This is a genomic window from Pseudomonas sp. AC252 (assembly GCF_979258105.1).
This window is the reverse complement of the sequence record NZ_OZ409837.1, coordinates 1,397,922-1,417,835: the sequence shown is the minus strand read 5'-3', so window position 1 is coordinate 1,417,835 and position 19,914 is coordinate 1,397,922. Positions and strand designations below refer to the sequence as shown.

At 61.3% G+C, this 19,914-nt stretch carries 12 protein-coding genes and 3 pseudogenes; 12 read left to right on the top strand and 3 right to left on the bottom strand.

Features of this window, described 5'->3' with window-relative positions; translation table 11 throughout:
- Window positions 1–28: 28 nt before the first annotated feature.
- From dgcB to etfB, 3 genes and pseudogenes are all read left to right on the top strand, one after another.
- A pseudogene (dgcB, locus tag ACZZZ4_RS06625) lies at window positions 29–1,979 on the top strand (dimethylglycine demethylation protein DgcB).
- Window positions 1,979–3,199: an electron transfer flavoprotein subunit alpha gene (gene etfA, locus ACZZZ4_RS06620; protein WP_434766964.1), complete on the top strand. Its 1,221-nt coding sequence runs from the start codon at window positions 1,979–1,981 to the stop codon at window positions 3,197–3,199. Before dgcB ends, etfA begins: the two are co-directional and overlap by 1 nt.
- A gap of 9 nt (window positions 3,200–3,208) precedes the next feature.
- Complete coding sequence (etfB, locus tag ACZZZ4_RS06615; protein ID WP_463547476.1) at window positions 3,209–3,979, top strand: electron transfer flavoprotein subunit beta; 771 nt, start codon at window positions 3,209–3,211, stop codon at window positions 3,977–3,979.
- Between the two features lie 873 nt (window positions 3,980–4,852).
- Here etfB and gbcA read toward each other — a convergent pair.
- The gene (gene gbcA / locus ACZZZ4_RS06610) at window positions 4,853–6,148 is read right to left on the bottom strand and encodes a glycine-betaine demethylase subunit GbcA (RefSeq protein WP_039757637.1); all 1,296 of its coding nucleotides are present in this window, start codon (window positions 6,146–6,148) and stop codon (window positions 4,853–4,855) included.
- 296 nt (window positions 6,149–6,444) lie between these two features.
- Between gbcA and gbcB the strand changes: the two genes are divergently transcribed.
- Complete coding sequence (gene gbcB / locus ACZZZ4_RS06605) at window positions 6,445–7,545, top strand: glycine-betaine demethylase subunit GbcB (RefSeq protein ID WP_129997767.1); 1,101 nt, start codon at window positions 6,445–6,447, stop codon at window positions 7,543–7,545.
- 63 nt (window positions 7,546–7,608) lie between these two features.
- Here gbcB and ACZZZ4_RS06600 read toward each other — a convergent pair whose 3' ends face one another.
- Window positions 7,609–8,142, bottom strand: coding sequence for an REP-associated tyrosine transposase (locus ACZZZ4_RS06600; RefSeq protein ID WP_463547475.1), 534 nt, complete (start codon window positions 8,140–8,142; stop codon window positions 7,609–7,611).
- 473 nt (window positions 8,143–8,615) lie between these two features.
- Window positions 8,616–9,656 carry a threonine aldolase family protein gene (locus tag ACZZZ4_RS06595; protein WP_463547474.1) on the bottom strand — a complete coding sequence of 347 codons (1,041 nt, stop codon included), beginning with the start codon at window positions 9,654–9,656 and terminating at the stop codon, window positions 8,616–8,618.
- A gap of 126 nt (window positions 9,657–9,782) precedes the next feature.
- On the opposite strand from ACZZZ4_RS06595, the gene ACZZZ4_RS06590 reads away from it, so the two are divergent.
- The 8 genes and pseudogenes from ACZZZ4_RS06590 (at window position 9,783) to fdhA (ending at window position 19,880) form a co-directional block, all read left to right on the top strand.
- Window positions 9,783–10,493: a TraX family protein gene (locus tag ACZZZ4_RS06590; RefSeq protein WP_463547473.1), complete on the top strand. Its 711-nt coding sequence runs from the start codon at window positions 9,783–9,785 to the stop codon at window positions 10,491–10,493.
- Window positions 10,494–10,779: 286 nt separating this feature from the next.
- The gene (gene glyA, locus ACZZZ4_RS06585) at window positions 10,780–12,033 is read left to right on the top strand and encodes a serine hydroxymethyltransferase (RefSeq protein WP_024014589.1); all 1,254 of its coding nucleotides are present in this window, start codon (window positions 10,780–10,782) and stop codon (window positions 12,031–12,033) included.
- A gap of 22 nt (window positions 12,034–12,055) precedes the next feature.
- Window positions 12,056–13,305 (top strand): annotated as a pseudogene (locus ACZZZ4_RS06580) (sarcosine oxidase subunit beta family protein).
- 14 nt (window positions 13,306–13,319) lie between these two features.
- Entirely contained in the window at window positions 13,320–13,649 is a 330-nt protein-coding gene (locus ACZZZ4_RS06575; RefSeq protein ID WP_016772830.1) for a sarcosine oxidase subunit delta, read from the top strand.
- Window positions 13,646–16,663 (top strand): sarcosine oxidase subunit alpha, encoded by a 3,018-nt coding sequence (locus tag ACZZZ4_RS06570; protein WP_463547472.1) that lies wholly within the window; start codon window positions 13,646–13,648, stop codon window positions 16,661–16,663. Before ACZZZ4_RS06575 ends, ACZZZ4_RS06570 begins: the two co-directional genes overlap by 4 nt.
- 181 nt (window positions 16,664–16,844) lie before the next feature.
- Window positions 16,845–17,476 (top strand): annotated as a pseudogene (locus ACZZZ4_RS06565) (sarcosine oxidase subunit gamma).
- Between the two features lie 234 nt (window positions 17,477–17,710).
- On the top strand, window positions 17,711–18,568 hold the full coding sequence (gene purU / locus ACZZZ4_RS06560; RefSeq protein ID WP_039757644.1) for a formyltetrahydrofolate deformylase: 858 nt from the start codon (window positions 17,711–17,713) through the stop codon (window positions 18,566–18,568).
- A gap of 112 nt (window positions 18,569–18,680) precedes the next feature.
- A complete protein-coding gene (fdhA, locus tag ACZZZ4_RS06555; protein ID WP_016772834.1) occupies window positions 18,681–19,880 on the top strand; it encodes a formaldehyde dehydrogenase, glutathione-independent in 1,200 nt (399 codons plus the stop codon).
- Window positions 19,881–19,914 lie beyond the last annotated feature (34 nt).

Genomic DNA, 19,914 nt, shown 5'->3' with positions numbered 1-19,914 from the left:
AGCTTGCCGCTCGCCAGAGGTGACTCTGATGTTGAACACCCTTCTTCCAATCCTGTTGTTCGCAGCCACTGGGCCTTGCTGTCCTCGGTGCGTTGCGGCGGATGAACATGTGGCGCCGAGGGCGGGCGGCGAAGGTCGATCTGCTCGGCGGTCTGCTGGCCATGCCCAAGCGCTACATGGTCGACCTGCACCACGTCGTCGCGCGGGACAAATACATTGCCAACACCCACGTCGCCACGGCGGGCGGTGCGGTGGCGTCGATTGTGCTGGCCATTCTGGTGCACGGCTTCGGCCTGCATAACCGCATCCTCGGCTACGCCTTGCTTCTGATGTCGGCGGTGATGTTCGTCGGCGCGATTTTCATGTACCTGCGCCGGGTCAATCCGCCTGCGCGTCTGTCGAAAGGCCCGTGGATGCGCCTGCCGAAAAGCCTGCTGGCCTTCTCCGCGTCGTTTTTCCTGGTGACCCTGCCGGTGGCGGGAATCCTGCCGGAAAACTTCGGCGGCTGGGTGCTCGCCGCCATTCTCGGTGTTGGCGTGCTGTGGGGCGTGTCGGAACTGTTCTTCGGCATGACCTGGGGCGGGCCGATGAAACACGCCTTTGCCGGTGCGCTGCACCTGGCCTGGCACCGTCGCCCGGAACGCTTTGGCGGCGGGCGCTCGACCGGTTTGAAGCCGCTGGACCTGAACAATCCCGATGCGCCACTGGGCGTGGAAAAACCCAAGGATTTCACCTGGAACCAGTTGCTCGGTTTCGACGCCTGCGTGCAGTGCGGCAAGTGCGAAGCAGCATGCCCGGCCTTCGCCGCCGGCCAGCCGCTGAACCCGAAAAAACTGATTCAAGACATGGTCGTCGGCCTCGCCGGCGGCACTGACGCGAAGTTCGCTGGCAGCCCGTATCCAGGCAAACCGATCGGCGAGCATGGCGGCAATCCGCACCAACCGATCGTCAACGGTCTGGTCGATGCCGAAACCCTGTGGTCGTGCACCACCTGCCGCGCCTGCGTCGAGGAATGCCCGATGATGATCGAGCACGTCGATGCGATCGTCGACATGCGCCGGCATCTGACCCTGGAAAAAGGTGCGACGCCGAACAAGGGTGCCGAAGTCCTCGAAAACCTGATCGCTACCGACAACCCCGGCGGTTTTGCCCCGGGCGGGCGGATGAACTGGGCGGCGGATCTGAACCTCAATCTGCTCAGTGAGAGGAAATCCACCGACGTGCTGTTCTGGGTCGGCGACGGCGCCTTCGACATGCGCAACCAGCGCACCCTGCGTGCGTTCGTCAAAGTGCTGAAAGCGGCCAACATCGACTTCGCCGTGCTCGGCCTTGAAGAACGTGACAGCGGCGATGTGGCGCGGCGTCTCGGCGACGAAGCGACGTTCCAGTTGCTGGCCAAGCGCAACATCCAGACGTTGGCCAAATACAGCTTCAACCGCATCGTCACCTGCGATCCGCACAGTTTCCATGTGCTGAAAAACGAGTACGGCGCCTTCGATGGCAACTACCTGGTGCAACACCACAGCACCTACATGGCCGAGATCATTCAGGCCGGCGCGCTCAATCTCGGTCAGCACAAAGGCAGCAGCGTGACCTATCACGATCCGTGCTACCTGGGCCGCTACAACGGCGAGTACGAAGCGCCGCGCGAAGTGCTGCGTGCCCTCGGCATCGAAGTCAAAGAGATGCAACGTTCCGGCTTCCGTTCGCGCTGCTGCGGCGGTGGTGGCGGCGCGCCGATCACCGACATTCCGGGCAAGCAGCGCATCCCCGACATGCGCATGGAAGACATCCGCGAGACCGGCGCCGAACTGGTGGCGGTGGGTTGTCCACAGTGCACGGCGATGCTCGAAGGTGTGGTCGAACCGCGTCCGCTGATCAAGGACATCGCCGAACTGGTGGCCGACGCGTTGCTCGAGGACGCCGCGCCAAGCAAGCCTGCCACCCCGGCCAAACGTGAACCTGCGGAGGTGCACTGATGAGCGACATTATCCGCCGCGACCCGCGCGCCGAATGGATTGCGCGCAACCGCCTGCATCCGCTGCACGCGGCGATGCAACCGGCGCAGCACAGCTGGATGGGGCCCAACGGCGTCATCCGCAAGAATCTGCACGGCATGGGTTTTATCGGCCCCAACGGCATCAAACGAATCGACCGCAGCGGCGCGCAGCAGGGCGGGGCGGTCAAACGCTCGGCTGCTGTTGAAGTGCAGTTGCCGCTGCATCAGGTACCGGCCCCGGCGTTCTACATCAGTGTGGTGCCGGACATGGTCGGTGGTCGCCTGAGCAGCCACGACCGCGATCTGCTCGGCCTCGCTCACCAACTGGCCGGCAGCGATGGTGCGGTGCTCGCCGTGGTGTTCGGCGAGCACAAGGAAAGCGCTTTCGAAACCGCTGGCGTCGATCGCCTGCTGCTGCTCGAAGGCGAAGAGTTCAGCGGTTATGCACCGGAACAACGGGTGCAGGGTTTGCGTGCTGTGGATAACCAGTTCAACCCGCGTCACTGGTTACTGCCGGACAGCCGCAGCGGTGGCGGCGAACTCGGCCGGCGCTTTGCTGCAGCTTTGGGCGAACGCCCGGCCACGCGGGTCTGGCAGGTCAAGGATCAGGAGTGCATCGGCCGCGCCGGGGCCGGATTGCAAGACCTGGCGCGTCCAGTGGCGCGGTTGATTCTCGCCGCTGCGGAATGCGCCGAACCGGTCAGCGAAACCCGTCACGAAGCGTTGCCGGTGGAGTTATCCACAAGCGTCGCGCGCAGTCTGTCGCGAATCGAAGATCTTGGTGCGGTGGCGGTGGATCCGGCAGCTATCCCGATGGCCGAAGCCGAGTTCATCTTCTCCGGCGGTAACGGCGTCAAGGACTGGCAGCTGTTTCACGAAACGGCAGCAGCTCTCGGCGCCACTGAAGGCGCTTCGCGCGTTGCGGTGGACGACGGCTTCATGGCCCGCGACCGCCAGGTCGGCGCGTCCGGCACCTGGGTCACCGCGCGGGTTTATGTGGCTGTGGGTATCTCGGGAGCGATCCAGCACCTGCAAGGCATTGGCGCCTGCGACAAGGTGGTGGCGATCAACCTCGATCCGGGGTGCGACATGATCAAGCGTGCCGATCTGTCGGTCATCGGCGAAAGCGCAGAGATTCTGCAAGCGTTGATCGAAGCGGTCGCGGCTTACCGCAACGAAGCCAAACGCGATGCGGCTTAAGGGAACGCTATGAACACGAACGTTATCAGTCTGGTTTCCATCGGCGCTCACCCGACCTCGGGTCGGCCACGGCGCGCCGATCAGGATGCGCGCGCGGTGGAACTGGGCCTGCAACTGGCTGGGGATAACCTGCAAGTGCTGCACGCCGGTGATGTTGCCGAACCGGTCCTGCGTGCCTATCTGGGCATGGGCCTGGAACAACTGCATGTGCTGGAACAACCCGCTGGCGCCGATGCCTTGCCGGCGCTGACTGCGTACCTGCGCGATGCCGGGGCGCAAGTGGTGCTGACCGGCAGCCAGGCGGAAACCGGGGAGGGTTCGGGGATGTTGCCGTTCCTGCTGGCGGAAGGTCTGGGCTGGCCGCTGGTGGTGGGCCTGGCGCAGGTCGAGTCGATCAACGACGGATCGGCGCTGATCTTGCAGGCGTTGCCGCGCGGGCAGCGGCGCCGTTTGAAGGTCAAACTGCCGTTTCTGGCCACTGTGGATAACGCCGCGCCGAAGCCTCGGCAGAGTGCCTATGGCCCGGCGCGACGGGGTGAATTGGCCGCCGATGACGTTGAAGTGGTGGAGGACCAATTGTTGGCCGTCGCCACGCTGCAACCGGCCAAGCCACGGCCCAAGCGCTTGAAAGTGATCAAGGCCAAGAGTGGGGCGGACCGGATGAAGGCTGCGACGGCCAAGGCCAGTGGCGGCGGGGGACAGGTGCTCAAAGGCGTCACCGCACAGGCTGGGGCGGAGGCGATTCTGAAGCTGCTGATTGAAGAGGGCGTTGTCCGCTAGTCACCTCTTCCTGGCATGGAATAACCACTGTGGGAGCGAGCCTGCTCGCGAAAGCGGAGTGTCAGCCGACACATGCATCGACTGAGCCGACGCTTTCGCGAGCAGGCTCGCGCCCACATTGGTATTCATTCACAGTCAATCCTTACTGTTTACCCACAATCCCTGTTGGTGAAGCTGTGGATAACGTGTTCGCCCTTGCTCGCACCCCGCGCCATTCAAGCCTTTCAGCCATAAGATCAAAAAACGATCAGCGTAACTCACGGATTTCTCGGGCTTTTCCCTCGATATAAATCGACAAGTTGCCCCCAATCTCTGTTGGCGCTTCTGTGGATAAGATGTTCGCTCTCAGCTGTAGGCCATATGGAGCAGGGCTTACATGGGTTTGATTAATTATTGATCAAATGTGCTTCCCGGGCGCCGAGAGCTGTTAAGACGAAGGTGTTTTCCCCAGCCGTAGGTGTTTTCCACAGAAGATTGAAAGTTGTCCCCGATCTCTGTTGGCGCTTCTGTGGATAACGTGTTTGCTACCCGCTATAGGCCTTTGAATCCGTGCGTTGTACGGGAGCGATCAAAAAATGATCAATTGTTTTGAGAAACCGTGATTCAGAATAAGTCACGGTTTTTCTTTGCAAATCAGCAGGATATTTTCTGACTCCTCCACAGTTACCCCCATTTGCTGTGGGCGGGTATGTGGATAACTTGTTTGCGGAAGGCTGGAGGGCTTGGTGGGTATGGGGGTGGAGATGGCTGATTGGAAATTGATCAATCAGACTTGTGATGTAGGTCAGGACGCCTTCGCGAGCAGGCTCGCTCCCACAGGGGAACGCATTCCACCTGTAGGAGCTGCCGCAGGCTGCGATCTTTTGCTCTTGATCAGCCCTGAACCGGAACGCCTTTGAGGTAAGGCGCAGGCTCGGCCCCGAGGTTGTTCAACATGCGCTCGCTGTACCAGTCGACGAAGTTGACCACGCCGAATTCATAGGTTTTGGAGTAAGGCCCAGGCTGGTAAGCGGTGGAGTTGATCCCGCGCTGGTTTTCCTCAGCCAGACGGCGGTCCTGATCGTTGGTCGCGTCCCACACCTGGCGCATGCGCTCGACGTCGTAATCGACACCTTCCACCGCATCCTTGTGCACCAGCCACTTGGTGGTGACCATGGTTTCCTGGGCACTGATCGGCCACACGGTGAAGACGATGATGTGGTCGCCCATGCAGTGGTTCCACGAGTGCGGCAGGTGCAGGATGCGCATCGAGCCCAGATCGGGGTTCTTGATGCGGCCCATCAGTTTCGCGCAGCCCTGTTTGCCGTCGAGGGTCATCGACACGGTGCCCTTGAGCAGCGGCATGCGCACGATGCGGTTGCGCAGGCCGAAACTGGCGTGGGCGTAAGGAATCTTTTCCGCTTCCCAGGCAGCGGCGGACGCAGCAACGTGATCCTTGAACGCCTGATCGGCGCGCGGGTCTGTGACGTCGTCCCACTCCAGCAGGGTTTTCAACAGTTCCGGGTGCGAGGCGTTGCAGTGGTAGCACTCACGGTTGTTTTCCAGCACCAGTTTCCAGTTGGCCTTTTCCATCAAGGTGGTGGTGATCGCCACCTTGGTGTTCTCCATGTCATACGGTTCCATGTAATGGTTGAGCGTCGACAGGAAGTCATCGATGGCCGGCGGGTTTTCCGCCAGGCTGATGAAGATGTAGCCGCCAGCGGTTTTCACATTCACCGGTTTCAGGCCGTACTGCTTCATGTCGAAGTCGGCGCCCATCTCGGTGCCGGCGAACAGCAGGCGCCCGTCCAGTTCGTAAGTCCACTGGTGGTAATGGCAGACCAGTTTGGCGACTTTGCCTTTCTCACTCGTGCACAGGCGCGAGCCACGGTGGCGGCAGACGTTGTGGAACGCGTGCACCACGCCCTCGGCGCCACGGATGACGATGATCGGGTTCTTGCCGATCTGCAGAGTCAGGTAGTTGCCTTTGGCCGGGATCTCACAGGTCATGCCGGCAATCAACCATTCCTTCTGGAAGATCTCCTGCATATCGATATCGAACAGGCGCTCATCGCTGTAGAACGGTTGTGGCAGCGAAAAAGTGCGCTCGCGCTCCTGCAGCATTTGTGCGGTGGCCTTGCGTGCGGGTTCCAGCGGATCGCCCAGGCTGATTTTTGCGGTGACGTCCATCGATGTAATCCTCATGGCCCTCTGCGTGGCCGGCGAAAGTGGCTGATCAGGTGTGCTGCAAAACGGTTGCTACGCAAGGTGTAAAGAAGTCGTCTTGTGTTGGGGCGAGTGTGGGGCCGGCGCTGGGGCGAACCTTATCCATGCGCGACATGGCGCAATCTGTTCCCGACGCGCAAGGCCCGGTGTTCAAGGGCTGGTCGCGATAAGTATGTCAATGTCGCGGATAGGTAAACGCACGGTCTGCGCTATACGCAGAATCGCCGACAAGAGGCCGACAGTCGGCCGTGGAGAACAGCATGTCCAACAGCTTCCTGAATCCGGTCACCACCCAGACCTGGGCCAATGGCCGACACATTGTCCGTTGCGTCAAAGTCATCCAGGAAACCTGGGATGTGCGCACCTTCTGCTTTATGGCCGACCAGCCGATCCTGTTCTTCTTCAAACCGGGGCAGTTCGTCACCCTGGAGCTGGAAATCGAAGGCCAGCCGATCATGCGCTCGTATACGATTTCCAGCTCGCCGTCGGTGCCGTACAGCTTTTCGGTCACGATCAAGCGCGTGCCGGGCGGCAAAGTGTCGAACTGGCTGCATGACACGCTGCATGAAGGGCAAGAGCTGGCGGTGCACGGGCCGGTCGGTCTGTTCAATGCCATGGACTTCCCGAGCCCGAAAGTCCTGTACCTGAGCGGTGGTGTCGGGATCACCCCGTGCATGTCGATGGCGCGTTGGTTCTACGACACCAACGCCAACGTCGACATGACCTTCGTGCACAGCGCGCGCTCGCCAAAAGACATCATCTATCACCGCGAGCTCGAGCACATGGCGTCGCGGATCGACAACTTCAGCCTGCACCTGATCTGCGAAAAGCATGGCCTCGGTGAGCCGTGGGCCGGCTATCGCGGTTACCTGAATCACAAGATGCTCGAACTGATGGTCCCGGACTTCCTCGAGCGCGAAGTGTTCTGCTGCGGCCCGACGCCATACATGAACGCGGTCAAGCGCTTGCTGGAAGTGGCCGGCTACGACATGTCGCGCTACCACGAAGAGTCCTTCGGCGCCACGCCACCCGAGGCCCGCGCCGACGCGGTGGAACAGGCCGAACAAGCCGCCGATGCGCCGGAAATCGACGCAGCGGATCTGCATCAGGTGGAATTCACCGCCTCCGGTAAAAGCATTCGCGTCGGCCCGGGCGAAACCGTCCACGCAGCCGCCGCCAAACTCGGCCTGATGATCCCGAAAGCCTGTGGCATGGGCATTTGCGGGACGTGCAAGGTAATGAAGCTGGGCGGCGAAGTGGAGATGGAGCACAACGGCGGGATTACCGAGGAAGATGAGGCCGAGGGGTTCATCCTGTCGTGCTGCAGCGTGCCGAAGGGGGATGTGCGGATTGAGTTCTGAGGCTTTTATGATCGTTCCCACGCTCCGCGTGGGAATGCCGCCCGGGACGCTCCGCGTCCCATTTCAATACCAGCGCTGGACCTCGATCATTCCCTCCATTCCAGCGTAGTCCCTGGCACTCGAGTAACGCCAATGCTCCGGTAAATCCACATATCCGCGTTTCACCGGATTGTTGTGGATATATTCAAGCTTCTGACGCATCACTGATTCGCTGTAGACCATCTCTGCGTGTGCACCTTCTTGCCATAGCTGATAAACCCGATCCTGTTTGTGCGCACGCTTGCTGGAGCGCAGGCGCTGGAACGCTTTGTCGGCGCCTTTTGTTTGCAAGTCATTGATGATTTGTCGCGCGGTGAAGGACTTGAACTGGCTGAGGCATTTGCTCAGATCGGGTGCTTGGGCGACGAAGTGCAGGTGGTTTTCCAAAATCACGTAGCCGTATAGCTTCAGGTCATGATGAGTCTGCTGATATCGCCAGCAGTTGAGCAGGTGCTCAACGATGTACGGGCGAATGAATAACGGCAACCACTCCATTACTGTGCAGGTGAGGAAGTGCGGTTTGTCGGCTTCGGTAATCGTATAGCGGCTGCGGCCCATGGGATTCGATCCTTGAATCTTGCGGTGCGAATGAGATGGAACGCGGAGCGTCCCGAGATGCATTACCAAGCGGAGCGTGGGAACGATCAGAATGGGGCGGGCGACATAATTGCGCTAGAAGAGGCTTCTGGTACCACGGTGGGAAAAGTCATTCCGGTCCAAAGATCGTTCCCACGCTCTGCGTGGGAATGCAGCCATTGACGCTCCGCGTCATAGCGGTTTTCAGCCTGTCGCCAAGGGTGAAGCTGGAACGCGGAGCGTCCCTGGAGGCGTTACCACGCGGAGCGTGGGAACGATCAGGGTGGGGCAGATGGGAGATAAAGATCGTTCCCACGCTCTGCGTGGGAATGCAGCCATTGACGCTCCGCGTCATAGCGGTTTTCAGCCTGTCACCGAGGGTGAAGCTGGAACGCGGAGCGTCCCGGGAGGCGTTCCCACGCGGAGCGCGGGAACGATCAGTGTGGCGGGGGTAATCAGGCCGACATGACCTCGCGAATATCGTGCGCCAGTTCGCGCACGCGTTCTTCTTCGGTGTCCCAAGAGCACATGAAGCGGGCGCCGCCCTTGCCGATGAAGGTGTAGAAGCGCCAGTTTTTTGCAGTCAACGCAGCGATGGCCGGCTCGGACAGTTGCAGGAACACGCCGTTGGCCTGCACCGGGAACATCAGTTCGACGCCGGGAATGTCGCTGACCAGTTCTGCCAGCAGTTGCGCGCAGTGGTTGGCGTGGCGGGCGTATTTGAGCCAGGCGTCGTTTTCCAGAATGCCGACCCACGGTGCCGACAAAAAGCGCATCTTCGACGCCAGTTGCCCGGCCTGCTTGCAGCGGTAATCAAAGTCTTCGGCCAGTTTGTGGTTGAAGAACAGGATCGCTTCACCCACCGCCATGCCGTTTTTCGTGCCGCCGAAGCACAGCACATCAACGCCGGCTTTCCAGGTGAGGTCGGCGGGCGAGCAGCCGAGGAATGCGCAAGCGTTGGAGAACCGTGCGCCGTCCATGTGCAGGTGCAGGCCCAGTTCCTTGCAGGTTGCGCTGATGGCGCGGACTTCTTCCGGGGTGTAGACGCTGCCGACTTCGGTGGCCTGGGTCAGGGTCACCACGCGCGGTTTCGGGTAGTGGATGTCCTGACGCTTGAGTGCGACTTCGCGGATCGATTGCGGGGTGATCTTGCCGTTTTCAGTGCCGGCGATCAGCAGCTTCGAGCCGTTGGAGAAAAATTCCGGAGCGCCGCATTCGTCGGTTTCGACGTGGGCGGTTTCCGAGCAGATCACGCTGTGGTAACTCTGGCACAGCGACGACAGGGCCAGCGAGTTGGCGGCGGTGCCGTTGAAGGCGAAGAACACTTCGCAGTCGGTTTCGAACAGTTTGCGGAAATGATCGGCCGCGCGGGCGGTCCATTCATCGTCGCCGTAGGCGCGCTGGTGGCCGTGGTTGGCCTGTTCCATGGCGGCCCAGGCTTCTGGGCAGATACCGGAATAGTTGTCGCTGGCGAATTGTTGGCTCTTGTCGGTCATGGCCGGCTTCCGTAATCGAGACTCTTGTGAAGGCTCGTGGTCAATGAGGATGCGCACTTTACCGAAGATCTTCCGGGGAGCACATGCGATGTCGGGTGGGGAAAATTACCAGTTTATGGGCCGATTATGCACCTGAGCCAACGCGACGGTGCCCTGGATCTGCTCAAGTGGCTGGCGTTGCTGAGCATGTTGCTCGATCACCTGCGATATGTCGGCTTCTCCGCCGATTGGCTGTATGTGCCAGGTCGTCTGGCGTTTCCGTGGTTTTGCTTGGCGATGGCGGCGAATCTGGCACGAGACGGTTCACGCAAAATGGAATGGCGCTATCTGGGCTGGCTGTTGCTGTTCAGCGCCATCAGCGAAATCCCCTATCGCTTTTATATCCCCGACCCTGACACCTTCAACGTGATGCCGACGCTGGCGCTGGGCTTGCTGGTGGCGCGCGGCTGGCAGGACCCAGCGTTGGTGGCGCGGTTGCTCGCATTGGCCGCACTGGTGGTTGCGGCGGTTTTTCCAGAACGACTGATGTTCGGTTTCTTCGGCGTATTGTTGCCGCTGGCGATGCTGCTGGTGTTCCGCCGACCCTGGTATTTCAGCCTGTTGCCGGGGCTGGTGTGTCTGGCGGCGAACCAATGGCAAGTGCTGCTCGAATCGGCGCGCTTCGGCAACAGCGTGGCGATTCTCGGCCTGGCGACATGTCTGCTTGCGCCAATGCTGGGAATGTTCCTGTTGCGACATGGGCGACATCTGCAGCCACCACCGATGCGGCGCTGGGCGTATGCGCTGTATCCCGCGCATTTTTTCCTGCTGCTTGCCATCCGCCAAATCATCGCCTGACCTCTGTGGGAGCGAGCTTGCTCGCGAAAGCGGTGTGTCAGTCAACAATGATGTTGACTGACATGGCCTCTTCGCGAGCAAGCTCGCTCCCACAAGGGATCTTCAGCGCTTGCAGGTTTGCGCCTAACAGGTCATTTCCAGCCATGTCGTAAACGCACCTTTGCGTGGCGTCCGCAGGCATTTGAGCTGTCTGTGCCGGTCATACCATCGCATCAAAGGGCACCGCTGCGATTGCCGGTGCCTCACCGAGACGAAATGGCGCACAGATGCCGCTGGGAGAGACGCGATGTTCAGCAAGCAAGACCAGATCCAGGGTTACGACGATGCACTGCTGGCGGCGATGAATGCCGAGGAGCAACGTCAGGAAGATCACATCGAGCTGATCGCGTCGGAGAACTACACCAGCAAGCGTGTCATGCAGGCGCAAGGCAGCGGCCTGACCAACAAATACGCCGAAGGCTATCCGGGCAAGCGCTACTACGGTGGCTGCGAGCATGTGGACAAAGTCGAAGCGCTGGCCATCGAACGCGCCAAGCAACTGTTCGGTGCCGACTATGCCAACGTCCAGCCGCACTCCGGCTCCTCGGCCAACAGCGCCGTGTACCTGGCGCTGATCCAGCCGGGCGACACCATTCTCGGCATGAGCCTGGCCCACGGTGGTCACCTGACCCACGGCGCGAAAGTGTCGTCCTCGGGCAAGCTCTACAACGCCGTGCAGTACGGCATCAACACCGACACCGGGCTGATCGACTACGACGAAGTCGAGCGTCTGGCCGTCGAGTGCAAACCGAAAATGATCGTTGCCGGTTTCTCTGCTTACTCCAAGACTCTGGATTTCCCGCGCTTCCGCCAGATCGCCGACAAGGTCGGTGCGCTGCTGTTCGTCGACATGGCCCACGTCGCCGGTCTGGTCGCTGCTGGCCTGTACCCGAATCCGCTGCCGTACGCCGACGTGGTCACCACCACCACGCACAAGACCCTGCGCGGCCCGCGTGGCGGGCTGATCCTGGCCAAGTCCAACGAAGAGATCGAGAAGAAGCTCAACGCCGCCGTTTTCCCCGGCGCCCAGGGCGGCCCGCTGATGCACGTCATCGCCGGTAAAGCGGTGTGCTTCAAGGAAGCGCTGGAGCCTGGGTTCAAGGCCTATCAGCAACAAGTGATCGACAACGCCCAGGCGATGGCTAGCGTGTTCATCAAGCGTGGCTACGATGTTGTGTCCGGCGGCACCGACAACCATCTGTTCCTGGTCAGCCTGATCCGTCAGGGCCTGACCGGCAAGGACGCCGACGCCGCGCTGGGCCGCGCGCACATCACGGTGAACAAGAACGCCGTGCCGAACGACCCGCAGTCGCCGTTCGTGACCTCGGGCCTGCGCATCGGCACCCCGGCGGTGACCACGCGCGGCTTCAAGGTCAGCCAGTGCGAAACCCTCGCCGGCTGGATCTGCGACATCCTCGACAACCTCGGCGACGCCGATGTCGAGGCCAATGTCGCCCAGCAGGTCTCGGCCCTGTGCGCAGACTTCCCGGTTTATCGCTGAGTCGGTTCTGGAGTAAATGACTATGCAACGCTATTCCGGCTTCGGCCTGTTCAAACACTCGCTCAGCCACCACGAAAACTGGCAGCGCATGTGGCGTACGCCCACCCCGAAAAAGTCTACGACGTGGTCATCGTCGGCGGCGGCGGGCACGGCCTGGCGACGGCCTACTATCTGGCCAAGGAGCACGGCATCACCAATGTCGCCGTGGTCGAGAAAGGCTGGCTGGGCGGCGGTAACACCGCGCGCAACACCACCATCGTGCGTTCCAACTACCTGTGGGACGAGTCGGCGCACCTCTACGAACACGCGATGAAATTGTGGGAAGGCTTGTCGCAGGATCTCAACTACAACGTGATGTTCTCCCAGCGCGGCGTCTACAACCTGTGCCACACCCTGCAGGACATCCGTGATTCGGAACGTCGGGTCAGTGCCAACCGCCTCAACGGCGTCGACGGCGAATTGCTCGACGCCAAGCAGGTTGCGGACGAGATTCCGTACCTGGACTGCTCGAAAAACACCCGCTACCCGATCATGGGCGCGACCGTGCAGCGTCGCGGCGGCGTCGCCCGTCACGATGCCGTGGCCTGGGGCTTCGCGCGTGCCGCCGATGCCTTGGGCGTGGACCTGATCCAGCAGACCGAAGTGATCGGTTTCCGCAAGGAAAACGGCGTGTGCATCGGCGTTGAAACCAACAAGGGTTTCATCGGCGCCAAGCGCGTCGGCGTGGTGACGGCCGGTAACTCCGGGCACATGGCCAAGCTGGCCGGTTTCCGCCTGCCGATCGAATCCCACCCGCTGCAAGCGCTGGTGTCCGAGCCGATCAAACCGATTATCGACAGTGTGATCATGTCCAACGCCGTGCACGGTTACATCAGCCAGTCCGACAAGGGCGACCTAGTGATCGGCGCCGGTATCGACGGCTACAACGGCTACGGCCAGCGTGGTTCGTACCCGGTGATCGAGCACACCATCCAGGCCATCGTCGAGATGTTCCCGGTGCTCTCGCGGGTACGCATGAACCGCCAGTGGGGCGGCATCGTCGATACCACGCCGGACGCTTGCCCGATCATTTCGAAAACGCCGGTACCGAACATGTTCTTCAACTGCGGTTGGGGTACCGGCGGCTTCAAGGCCACACCGGGTTCGGGCAACGTGTTTGCCGCGAGTCTGGCCAAGGGTGAAATGCACCCGCTGGCCGCACCGTTTTCCATCGACCGTTTCCACAACGGCGCTCTGATCGACGAACACGGCGCTGCTGCCGTCGCCCACTAACAGGAGAAATACCTATGTTGCACATCTTCTGTCCTCACTGCGGCGAGCTGCGCTCCGAAGAGGAATTTCACGCATCCGGCCAGGCGCACATTCCGCGCCCGCTGGATCCGAACGCCTGCACCGATGAGGAGTGGGGTGACTACATGTTCTTCCGCGATAACCCGCGCGGTCTGCACCACGAGTTGTGGGACCACGTTGCCGGTTGCCGCCAGTACTTCAACGTCACTCGCGATACCGTGACCTACGAGATTCTCGAGAGCTACAAGATCGGCGAGAAGCCGCAATTCACCGACAAGGCTGGCACTGCGAAAACAGCCACGACGGCGCTGGGAGAGAAGGTATGAGCCAGACCAATCGCCTGTCCAACGGTGGACGGATCGACCGCAACAAAGTGCTGAGCTTCACCTTCAACGGCCAGACCTACAAAGGCTATGAAGGCGACTCGCTGGCCGCTGCACTGATTGCCAACGGCGTCGATATCATCGGCCGCAGCTTCAAATATTCGCGCCCTCGCGGCATCTTCGCCGCCGGTTCCGAGGAGCCGAACGCCGTGCTGCAGATCGGTGCCACCGAAGCCACGCAGATTCCCAACGTGCGCGCCACGCAACAGGCGTTGTATCAGGGGCTGGTCGCCACCAGCACCAACGGCTGGCCGAGCGTCAACAACGACATGATGGGGATTCTCGGCAAGGTCGGCGGCAAGCTGATGCCGCCGGGTTTCTACTACAAAACCTTCATGTACCCGCAATCGTTCTGGATGACTTACGAGAAGTACATCCGCAAGGCTGCCGGCCTCGGCCGTTCGCCGACCGAGAACGATCCGGACACCTACGACTACATGAATCAGCACTGCGACGTGCTGATCGTCGGTGCCGGCCCGGCCGGTCTCGCCGCTGCCCTGGCCGCTGCGCGCAGCGGTGCCCGCGTGATTCTGGCCGATGAGCAGGAAGAGTTCGGCGGCAGCCTGCTCGACTCGCGCGAAAGCCTCGACGGCAAACCGGCGATGGAATGGGTTGCCAGTGTCATCGCTGAATTGAAGAACACCCCGGACGTGCTGCTGTTGCCGCGCGCCACGGTCAACGGTTACCACGACCACAATTTCCTGACCATTCACGAACGCCTCACCGATCACCTCGGCGACCGCGCGCCGATCGGTCAGGTGCGTCAGCGCATCCACCGTGTCCGCGCCAAACGTGTGGTGCTGGCGACCGGCGCCCACGAGCGTCCGCTGGTCTACGGCAACAACGACGTGCCGGGCAACATGCTTGCCGGCGCGGTGTCGACTTACGTGCGTCGTTATGGCGTAGCGCCGGGCAAAAAACTGGTGCTGTCGACCAACAATGATCACGCCTATCGCGTCGCTCTGGATTGGCTCGATGCCAGTCTGCAAGTGGTCGCCATCGCTGATGCCCGCAGCAATCCGCGCGGTGCATTGGTCGAAGAAGCACGTGCCAAAGGCATTCGCATCCTCACCGGCAGCGCCGTCATCGAAGTGCGTGGCAGCAAGCGAGTGACCGCTGCCCGCGTCGCCGCGATTGACGTAAAGGCCCACGCCGTGACCAGTCCGGGCGAATGGCTCGATTGCGATCTGGTCGCCAGCTCCGGCGGTTACAGCCCGGTGGTTCACCTGGCTTCGCACCTCGGCGGCAAACCAGTCTGGCGCGAAGATATTCTCGGTTTCGTACCGGGCGAAGCTCCGCAGAAACGTGTGTGCGTCGGTGGCATCAATGGCGTCTACGCGCTCGGCGATTCGCTGGCCGACGGTTTTGAAGGTGGCGTGCGCGCTGCCGCCGAAGCCGGTTTCCAGACTGTCGAAGGCGTGTTGCCGAAAGCCCTGAGCCGACTCGAAGAGCCGACCCTGGCGCTGTTCCAGGTGCCGCACGAGAAGAACTCGGCGCGTGCACCGAAGCAATTCGTCGACTTCCAGAACGATGTCACCGCCGGTGGCATCGAATTGGCGACCCGTGAAGGTTTCGAGTCGGTCGAGCACGTCAAACGCTACACCGCGCTGGGCTTCGGCACCGATCAGGGCAAGCTCGGCAACGTCAACGGTCTGGCCATTGCCGCCCGTTCGCTGAACGTGACCATCCCGCAGATGGGCACCACCATGTTCCGTCCGAACTACACGCCGGTGACCTTCGGCGCCGTGGCCGGCCGGCACTGCGGGCACATCTTCGAACCGGTGCGCTACACCGCGCTGCATGCCTGGCATGTGAAGAACGGCGCCGAGTTTGAAGACGTCGGTCAGTGGAAGCGTCCCTGGTACTTCCCGAAAAACGGTGAAGACCTGCACGCGGCGGTCAAGCGCGAATGCAAAGCCGTGCGCGACAGCGTTGGCCTGCTCGATGCTTCGACCCTCGGCAAGATCGACATTCAAGGCCCGGATGCCCGCGAGTTCCTCAACCGCGTGTACACCAACGCCTGGACCAAGCTCGACGTGGGCAAGGCTCGCTACGGTCTGATGTGCAAGGAAGACGGCATGGTCTTCGACGACGGTGTGACCGCGTGTCTGGCCGACAACCATTTCGTCATGACCACCACCACCGGCGGCGCCGCGCGCGTACTGCAGTGGCTGGAGCTGTACCACCAGACCGAATGGCCGGACCTGAAGGTGTACTTCACGTCGGTCACCGACCACTGGGCGACCATGACCCTGTCCGGGCCGAACAGTCGCAAGCTGCTCAGCGCCGTGACCGACATCGATCTGAGCAACGAAGCGTTCCCGTTCATGACCTGGAAAGAAGGTCTGGTCGGCGATGTGCCGGCGCGGGTGTTCCGTATCTCGTTCACCGGTGAGCTGTCGTACGAAGTCAACGTGCAGGCCGACTATGCGATGGGCGTGCTGGAAAAAATCGTCGAGGCCGGCAAGCAGTACAACCTGACGCCGTACGGCACCGAAACCATGCACGTGCTGCGCGCCGAGAAGGGTTTCATCATCGTCGGCCAGGACACCGACGGCTCGATGACCCCGGACGACCTGAACATGGGCTGGTGTGTCGGTCGCACCAAACCGTTCTCGTGGATCGGCCAGCGCGGGATGAACCGTGAAGACTGCGTGCGTGAGCAGCGCAAGCAACTGGTGGGCCTCAAGCCGATTGATCCGAACGTCTGGCTGCCGGAAGGCGCACAACTGGTGTTCAACACCAAGCAGACGATTCCGATGACCATGGTCGGCCACGTGACCTCCAGCTACGCGCACAACTCCCTCGGTTATTCGTTTGCCATGGGTGTGGTCAAGGGCGGTCTCAAGCGCATGGGCGAGCGGGTGTTCGCACCGCTGGCCGATGGCAGCGTGATCGAGGCGGAGATCGTTTCTTCGGTGTTCTTCGATCCGAAGGGTGATCGCCAGAACATCTGACAGCTTCGGGCCCTGTGGGGTGGCGGATATCGCCTTCGCGAGCAAGCTCGCTCCCACAGGTTTCGGGTTGTTAATGGGATTTGTGTCAGGCATCAGTCCAGTGTGGGAGCGAGCTTGCTCGCGAAGGCGGAGTCACAGCCACCACAAGGGCCGGAACCAACAGAATTGATAAAGGTGCTTTATGACCACAGCCAACGTGTACCAACAACGCCCGACCACCGGGGCCCGTGCCGAGTCGTCGCTGCACCATGCCGACCTCGCCAGCCTGGTCGGCAAGGGCCGCAAGAACGCCGGCGTGATCGTGCGTGAGAAAAACTCCTCGGCCACCTGACCCTTCGTGGCGATGGCCACGATGCAGCCTTCGCGGCCGGTGTGCACAAGGCGCTTGGCATTGAATTGCCCGGCGCGCTGAGCGTGATCGTCAAAGGCGAAACCAGCCTGCAATGGATGGGCCCGGACGAGTGGCTGCTGATCGTGCCAAGCGGCGAAGAATTCGCTGCCGAGCAGAAACTGCGCGAAGCGCTGGGCGATCTGCACATTGCTATCGTCAACGTCAGCGGCGGTCAGCAGATCCTCGAACTGAGCGGGCCGAACGTGCGTCAGGTGCTGATGAAGTCGACCAGCTACGACGTGCACCCGAACAACTTCCCGGTCGGCAAAGCGGTGGGCACGGTGTTCGCCAAGTCGCAACTGATGATTCGCCATACCGCCGAAGACACCTGGGAACTGCTGATCCGCCGCAGCTTCTCGGATTACTGGTGGTTGTGGTTGCAGGATGCTTCGGCCGAGTACGGGCTGAGCGTTCAGGCCTGAGACTGAATGGCTATCGTGCCTGCTTCTGTGGCGAGGGGATTTATCCCCGTTCGGCTGCGAAGCAGTCGCAATACCTGTGAATTCGATCTACCTGATAAACCGCGGTGATTGGTTTTGGGGTGGCTTCGCCACCCAACGGGGATAAATCCCCTCACCACAAAAGCAGTTCAGCGCAGGTCAGTCTGGTTCAGAGTTCACTTTGCTCACCGTTGTTGTAACAGGAGTCACCGCACCATGAGCCGCGCCCCAGACACATGGATTCTGACCGCCGACTGCCCCAGCGTCCTCGGCACGGTGGACGCAGTCACGCGTTTTCTGTTCGAGCAGGGCTGCTATGTCACCGAGCACCACTCGTTCGATGACCGCCTCTCGGGGCGCTTCTTCATCCGCGTGGAATTCCGTCAGCCTGATGGTTTCGACGAACAATCTTTCCGCGCAGGTTTGGCCGAGCGCGGACAGGCGTTCGGCATGCTCTTCGAGCTGACCGCGCCGAACTACCGGCCGAAAGTGGTGATCATGGTGTCCAAGGCCGATCACTGCCTCAACGACTTGCTCTACCGCCAGCGCATCGGCCAGCTGTCGATGGACGTGGCGGCGGTGGTGTCCAACCATCCGGATCTCAAGCCGCTGGCCGACTGGCACCAGATTCCCTACTACCATTTCCCTCTCGACCCCAACGACAAACCGGCGCAAGAGCGTCAGGTCTGGCAGGTGATCGAAGAGGCCGGTGCCGAACTGGTGATCCTTGCCCGCTACATGCAGGTGCTGTCGCCGGAGCTGTGCCGCAAGCTCGATGGCAAGGCGATCAACATTCATCACTCGCTGCTGCCGGGCTTCAAGGGCGCCAAGCCGTATCACCAGGCTTACAACAAGGGCGTGAAACTGGTTGGCGCGACGGCGCATTACATCAACAACGACCTCGACGAGGGGCCGATCATCGCCCAGGGCGTCGAGGCGGTGGATCACAGTCATTATCCCGAAGACCTGATTGCCAAGGGCCGGGATATCGAAGGCCTGACCTTGGCGCGGGCGGTTGGGTATCACATTGAGCGACGAGTGTTTCTCAACGCCAATAGAACAGTCGTTCTTTAGCTTCAAGCTCCAAGCCGCAAGAAAAAGCGGTCAGCACACTTCTTGCGGCTTGTAGCTTGCCGCTTGAAGCTCAATCAACTCTCTACCCAACAACAAATATAGAGGTGATGGCATGTCTGGCAATCGTGGTGTGGTGTATCTCGGCGCTGGCAAGGTCGAAGTACAGAAAATCGACTATCCGAAAATGCAGGACCCGCGTGGTCGCAAGATCGAGCACGGGGTCATTCTCAAAGTGGTTTCCACCAACATCTGCGGCTCCGACCAGCACATGGTGCGCGGTCGGACCACGGCGCAGACCGGTCTGGTGCTGGGTCACGAAATCACCGGCGAGGTGATCGAAAAGGGCTCCGACGTCGAAAACCTGAAGATCGGCGATCTGGTCTCCGTTCCGTTCAACGTGGCTTGCGGGCGCTGCCGTTCCTGCAAGGAGCAACACACTGGTGTCTGCCTGACGGTCAACCCGGCCCGTGCCGGTGGCGCATACGGTTACGTCGACATGGGCGACTGGACCGGTGGCCAGGCTGAATACGTACTGGTGCCGTACGCCGACTTCAACCTGCTGAAACTGCCGGATCGCGACAAGGCCATGGAGAAAATCCGTGACCTGACCTGCCTCTCCGACATCCTCCCGACCGGTTACCACGGCGCCGTTACGGCCGGCGTCGGCCCGGGCAGCAGCGTTTACATCGCCGGCGCTGGTCCGGTCGGTCTGGCCGCTGCCGCTTCCGCACGTTTGCTCGGTGCGGCGGTGGTGATCGTCGGCGACGTCAACACCATCCGCCTGGCCCACGCCAAGGCCCAGGGCTTTGAGGTTGTCGACCTGTCCAAGGACACCCCGCTGCACGAACAGATCGCCGCGCTGCTGGGCGAGCCGGAAGTCGATTGCGCGGTGGACTGCGTCGGTTTCGAAGCACGTGGCCACGGCCACGACGGCGTCAAGGCCGAAGCCCCGGCCACGGTGCTCAACTCACTGATGGGCGTCGTGCGCGTTGCCGGCAAGATTGGTATCCCAGGCCTGTACGTCACCGAAGATCCGGGTGCTGTGGACGCCGCCGCGAAAATGGGCAGCCTGAGCATCCGCTTCGGCCTGGGCTGGGCCAAATCCCACAGCTTCCACACTGGGCAAACTCCAGTGATGAAATACAACCGCCAGTTGATGCAGGCGATCATGTGGGACCGCATCAACATCGCTGAAGTGGTCGGCGTGCAAGTGATCAGCCTCGATCAGGCGCCGGAAGGTTACGGCGAGTTCGACGCGGGCGTGCCGAAGAAGTTTGTGATTGATCCGCATAAGTTGTTCAGTGCGGCGTGAGTTCTACCCATATAAGAAGGGCAGCCGATCGGGC

What these genes read in the sequence shown, in the direction of transcription:
- ACZZZ4_RS06570 (WP_463547472.1), top strand. Translation starts at nt 13,646, where the DNA reads ATGAGCCAGACCAATCGCCTGTCCAACGGTGGACGGATCGACCGCAAC.
- ACZZZ4_RS06600 (WP_463547475.1), bottom strand. Translation starts at nt 8,142, where the DNA reads ATGGGCCGCAGCCGCTATACGATTACCGAAGCCGACAAACCGCACTTC.
- gbcB (WP_129997767.1), top strand. Translation starts at nt 6,445, where the DNA reads ATGTCCAACAGCTTCCTGAATCCGGTCACCACCCAGACCTGGGCCAAT.
- fdhA (WP_016772834.1), top strand. Translation starts at nt 18,681, where the DNA reads ATGTCTGGCAATCGTGGTGTGGTGTATCTCGGCGCTGGCAAGGTCGAA.
- gbcA (WP_039757637.1), bottom strand. Translation starts at nt 6,148, where the DNA reads ATGGACGTCACCGCAAAAATCAGCCTGGGCGATCCGCTGGAACCCGCA.
- ACZZZ4_RS06575 (WP_016772830.1), top strand. Translation starts at nt 13,320, where the DNA reads ATGTTGCACATCTTCTGTCCTCACTGCGGCGAGCTGCGCTCCGAAGAG.
- glyA (WP_024014589.1), top strand. Translation starts at nt 10,780, where the DNA reads ATGTTCAGCAAGCAAGACCAGATCCAGGGTTACGACGATGCACTGCTG.
- ACZZZ4_RS06590 (WP_463547473.1), top strand. Translation starts at nt 9,783, where the DNA reads ATGCACCTGAGCCAACGCGACGGTGCCCTGGATCTGCTCAAGTGGCTG.
- etfA (WP_434766964.1), top strand. Translation starts at nt 1,979, where the DNA reads ATGAGCGACATTATCCGCCGCGACCCGCGCGCCGAATGGATTGCGCGC.
- ACZZZ4_RS06595 (WP_463547474.1), bottom strand. Translation starts at nt 9,656, where the DNA reads ATGACCGACAAGAGCCAACAATTCGCCAGCGACAACTATTCCGGTATC.
- etfB (WP_463547476.1), top strand. Translation starts at nt 3,209, where the DNA reads ATGAACACGAACGTTATCAGTCTGGTTTCCATCGGCGCTCACCCGACC.
- purU (WP_039757644.1), top strand. Translation starts at nt 17,711, where the DNA reads ATGAGCCGCGCCCCAGACACATGGATTCTGACCGCCGACTGCCCCAGC.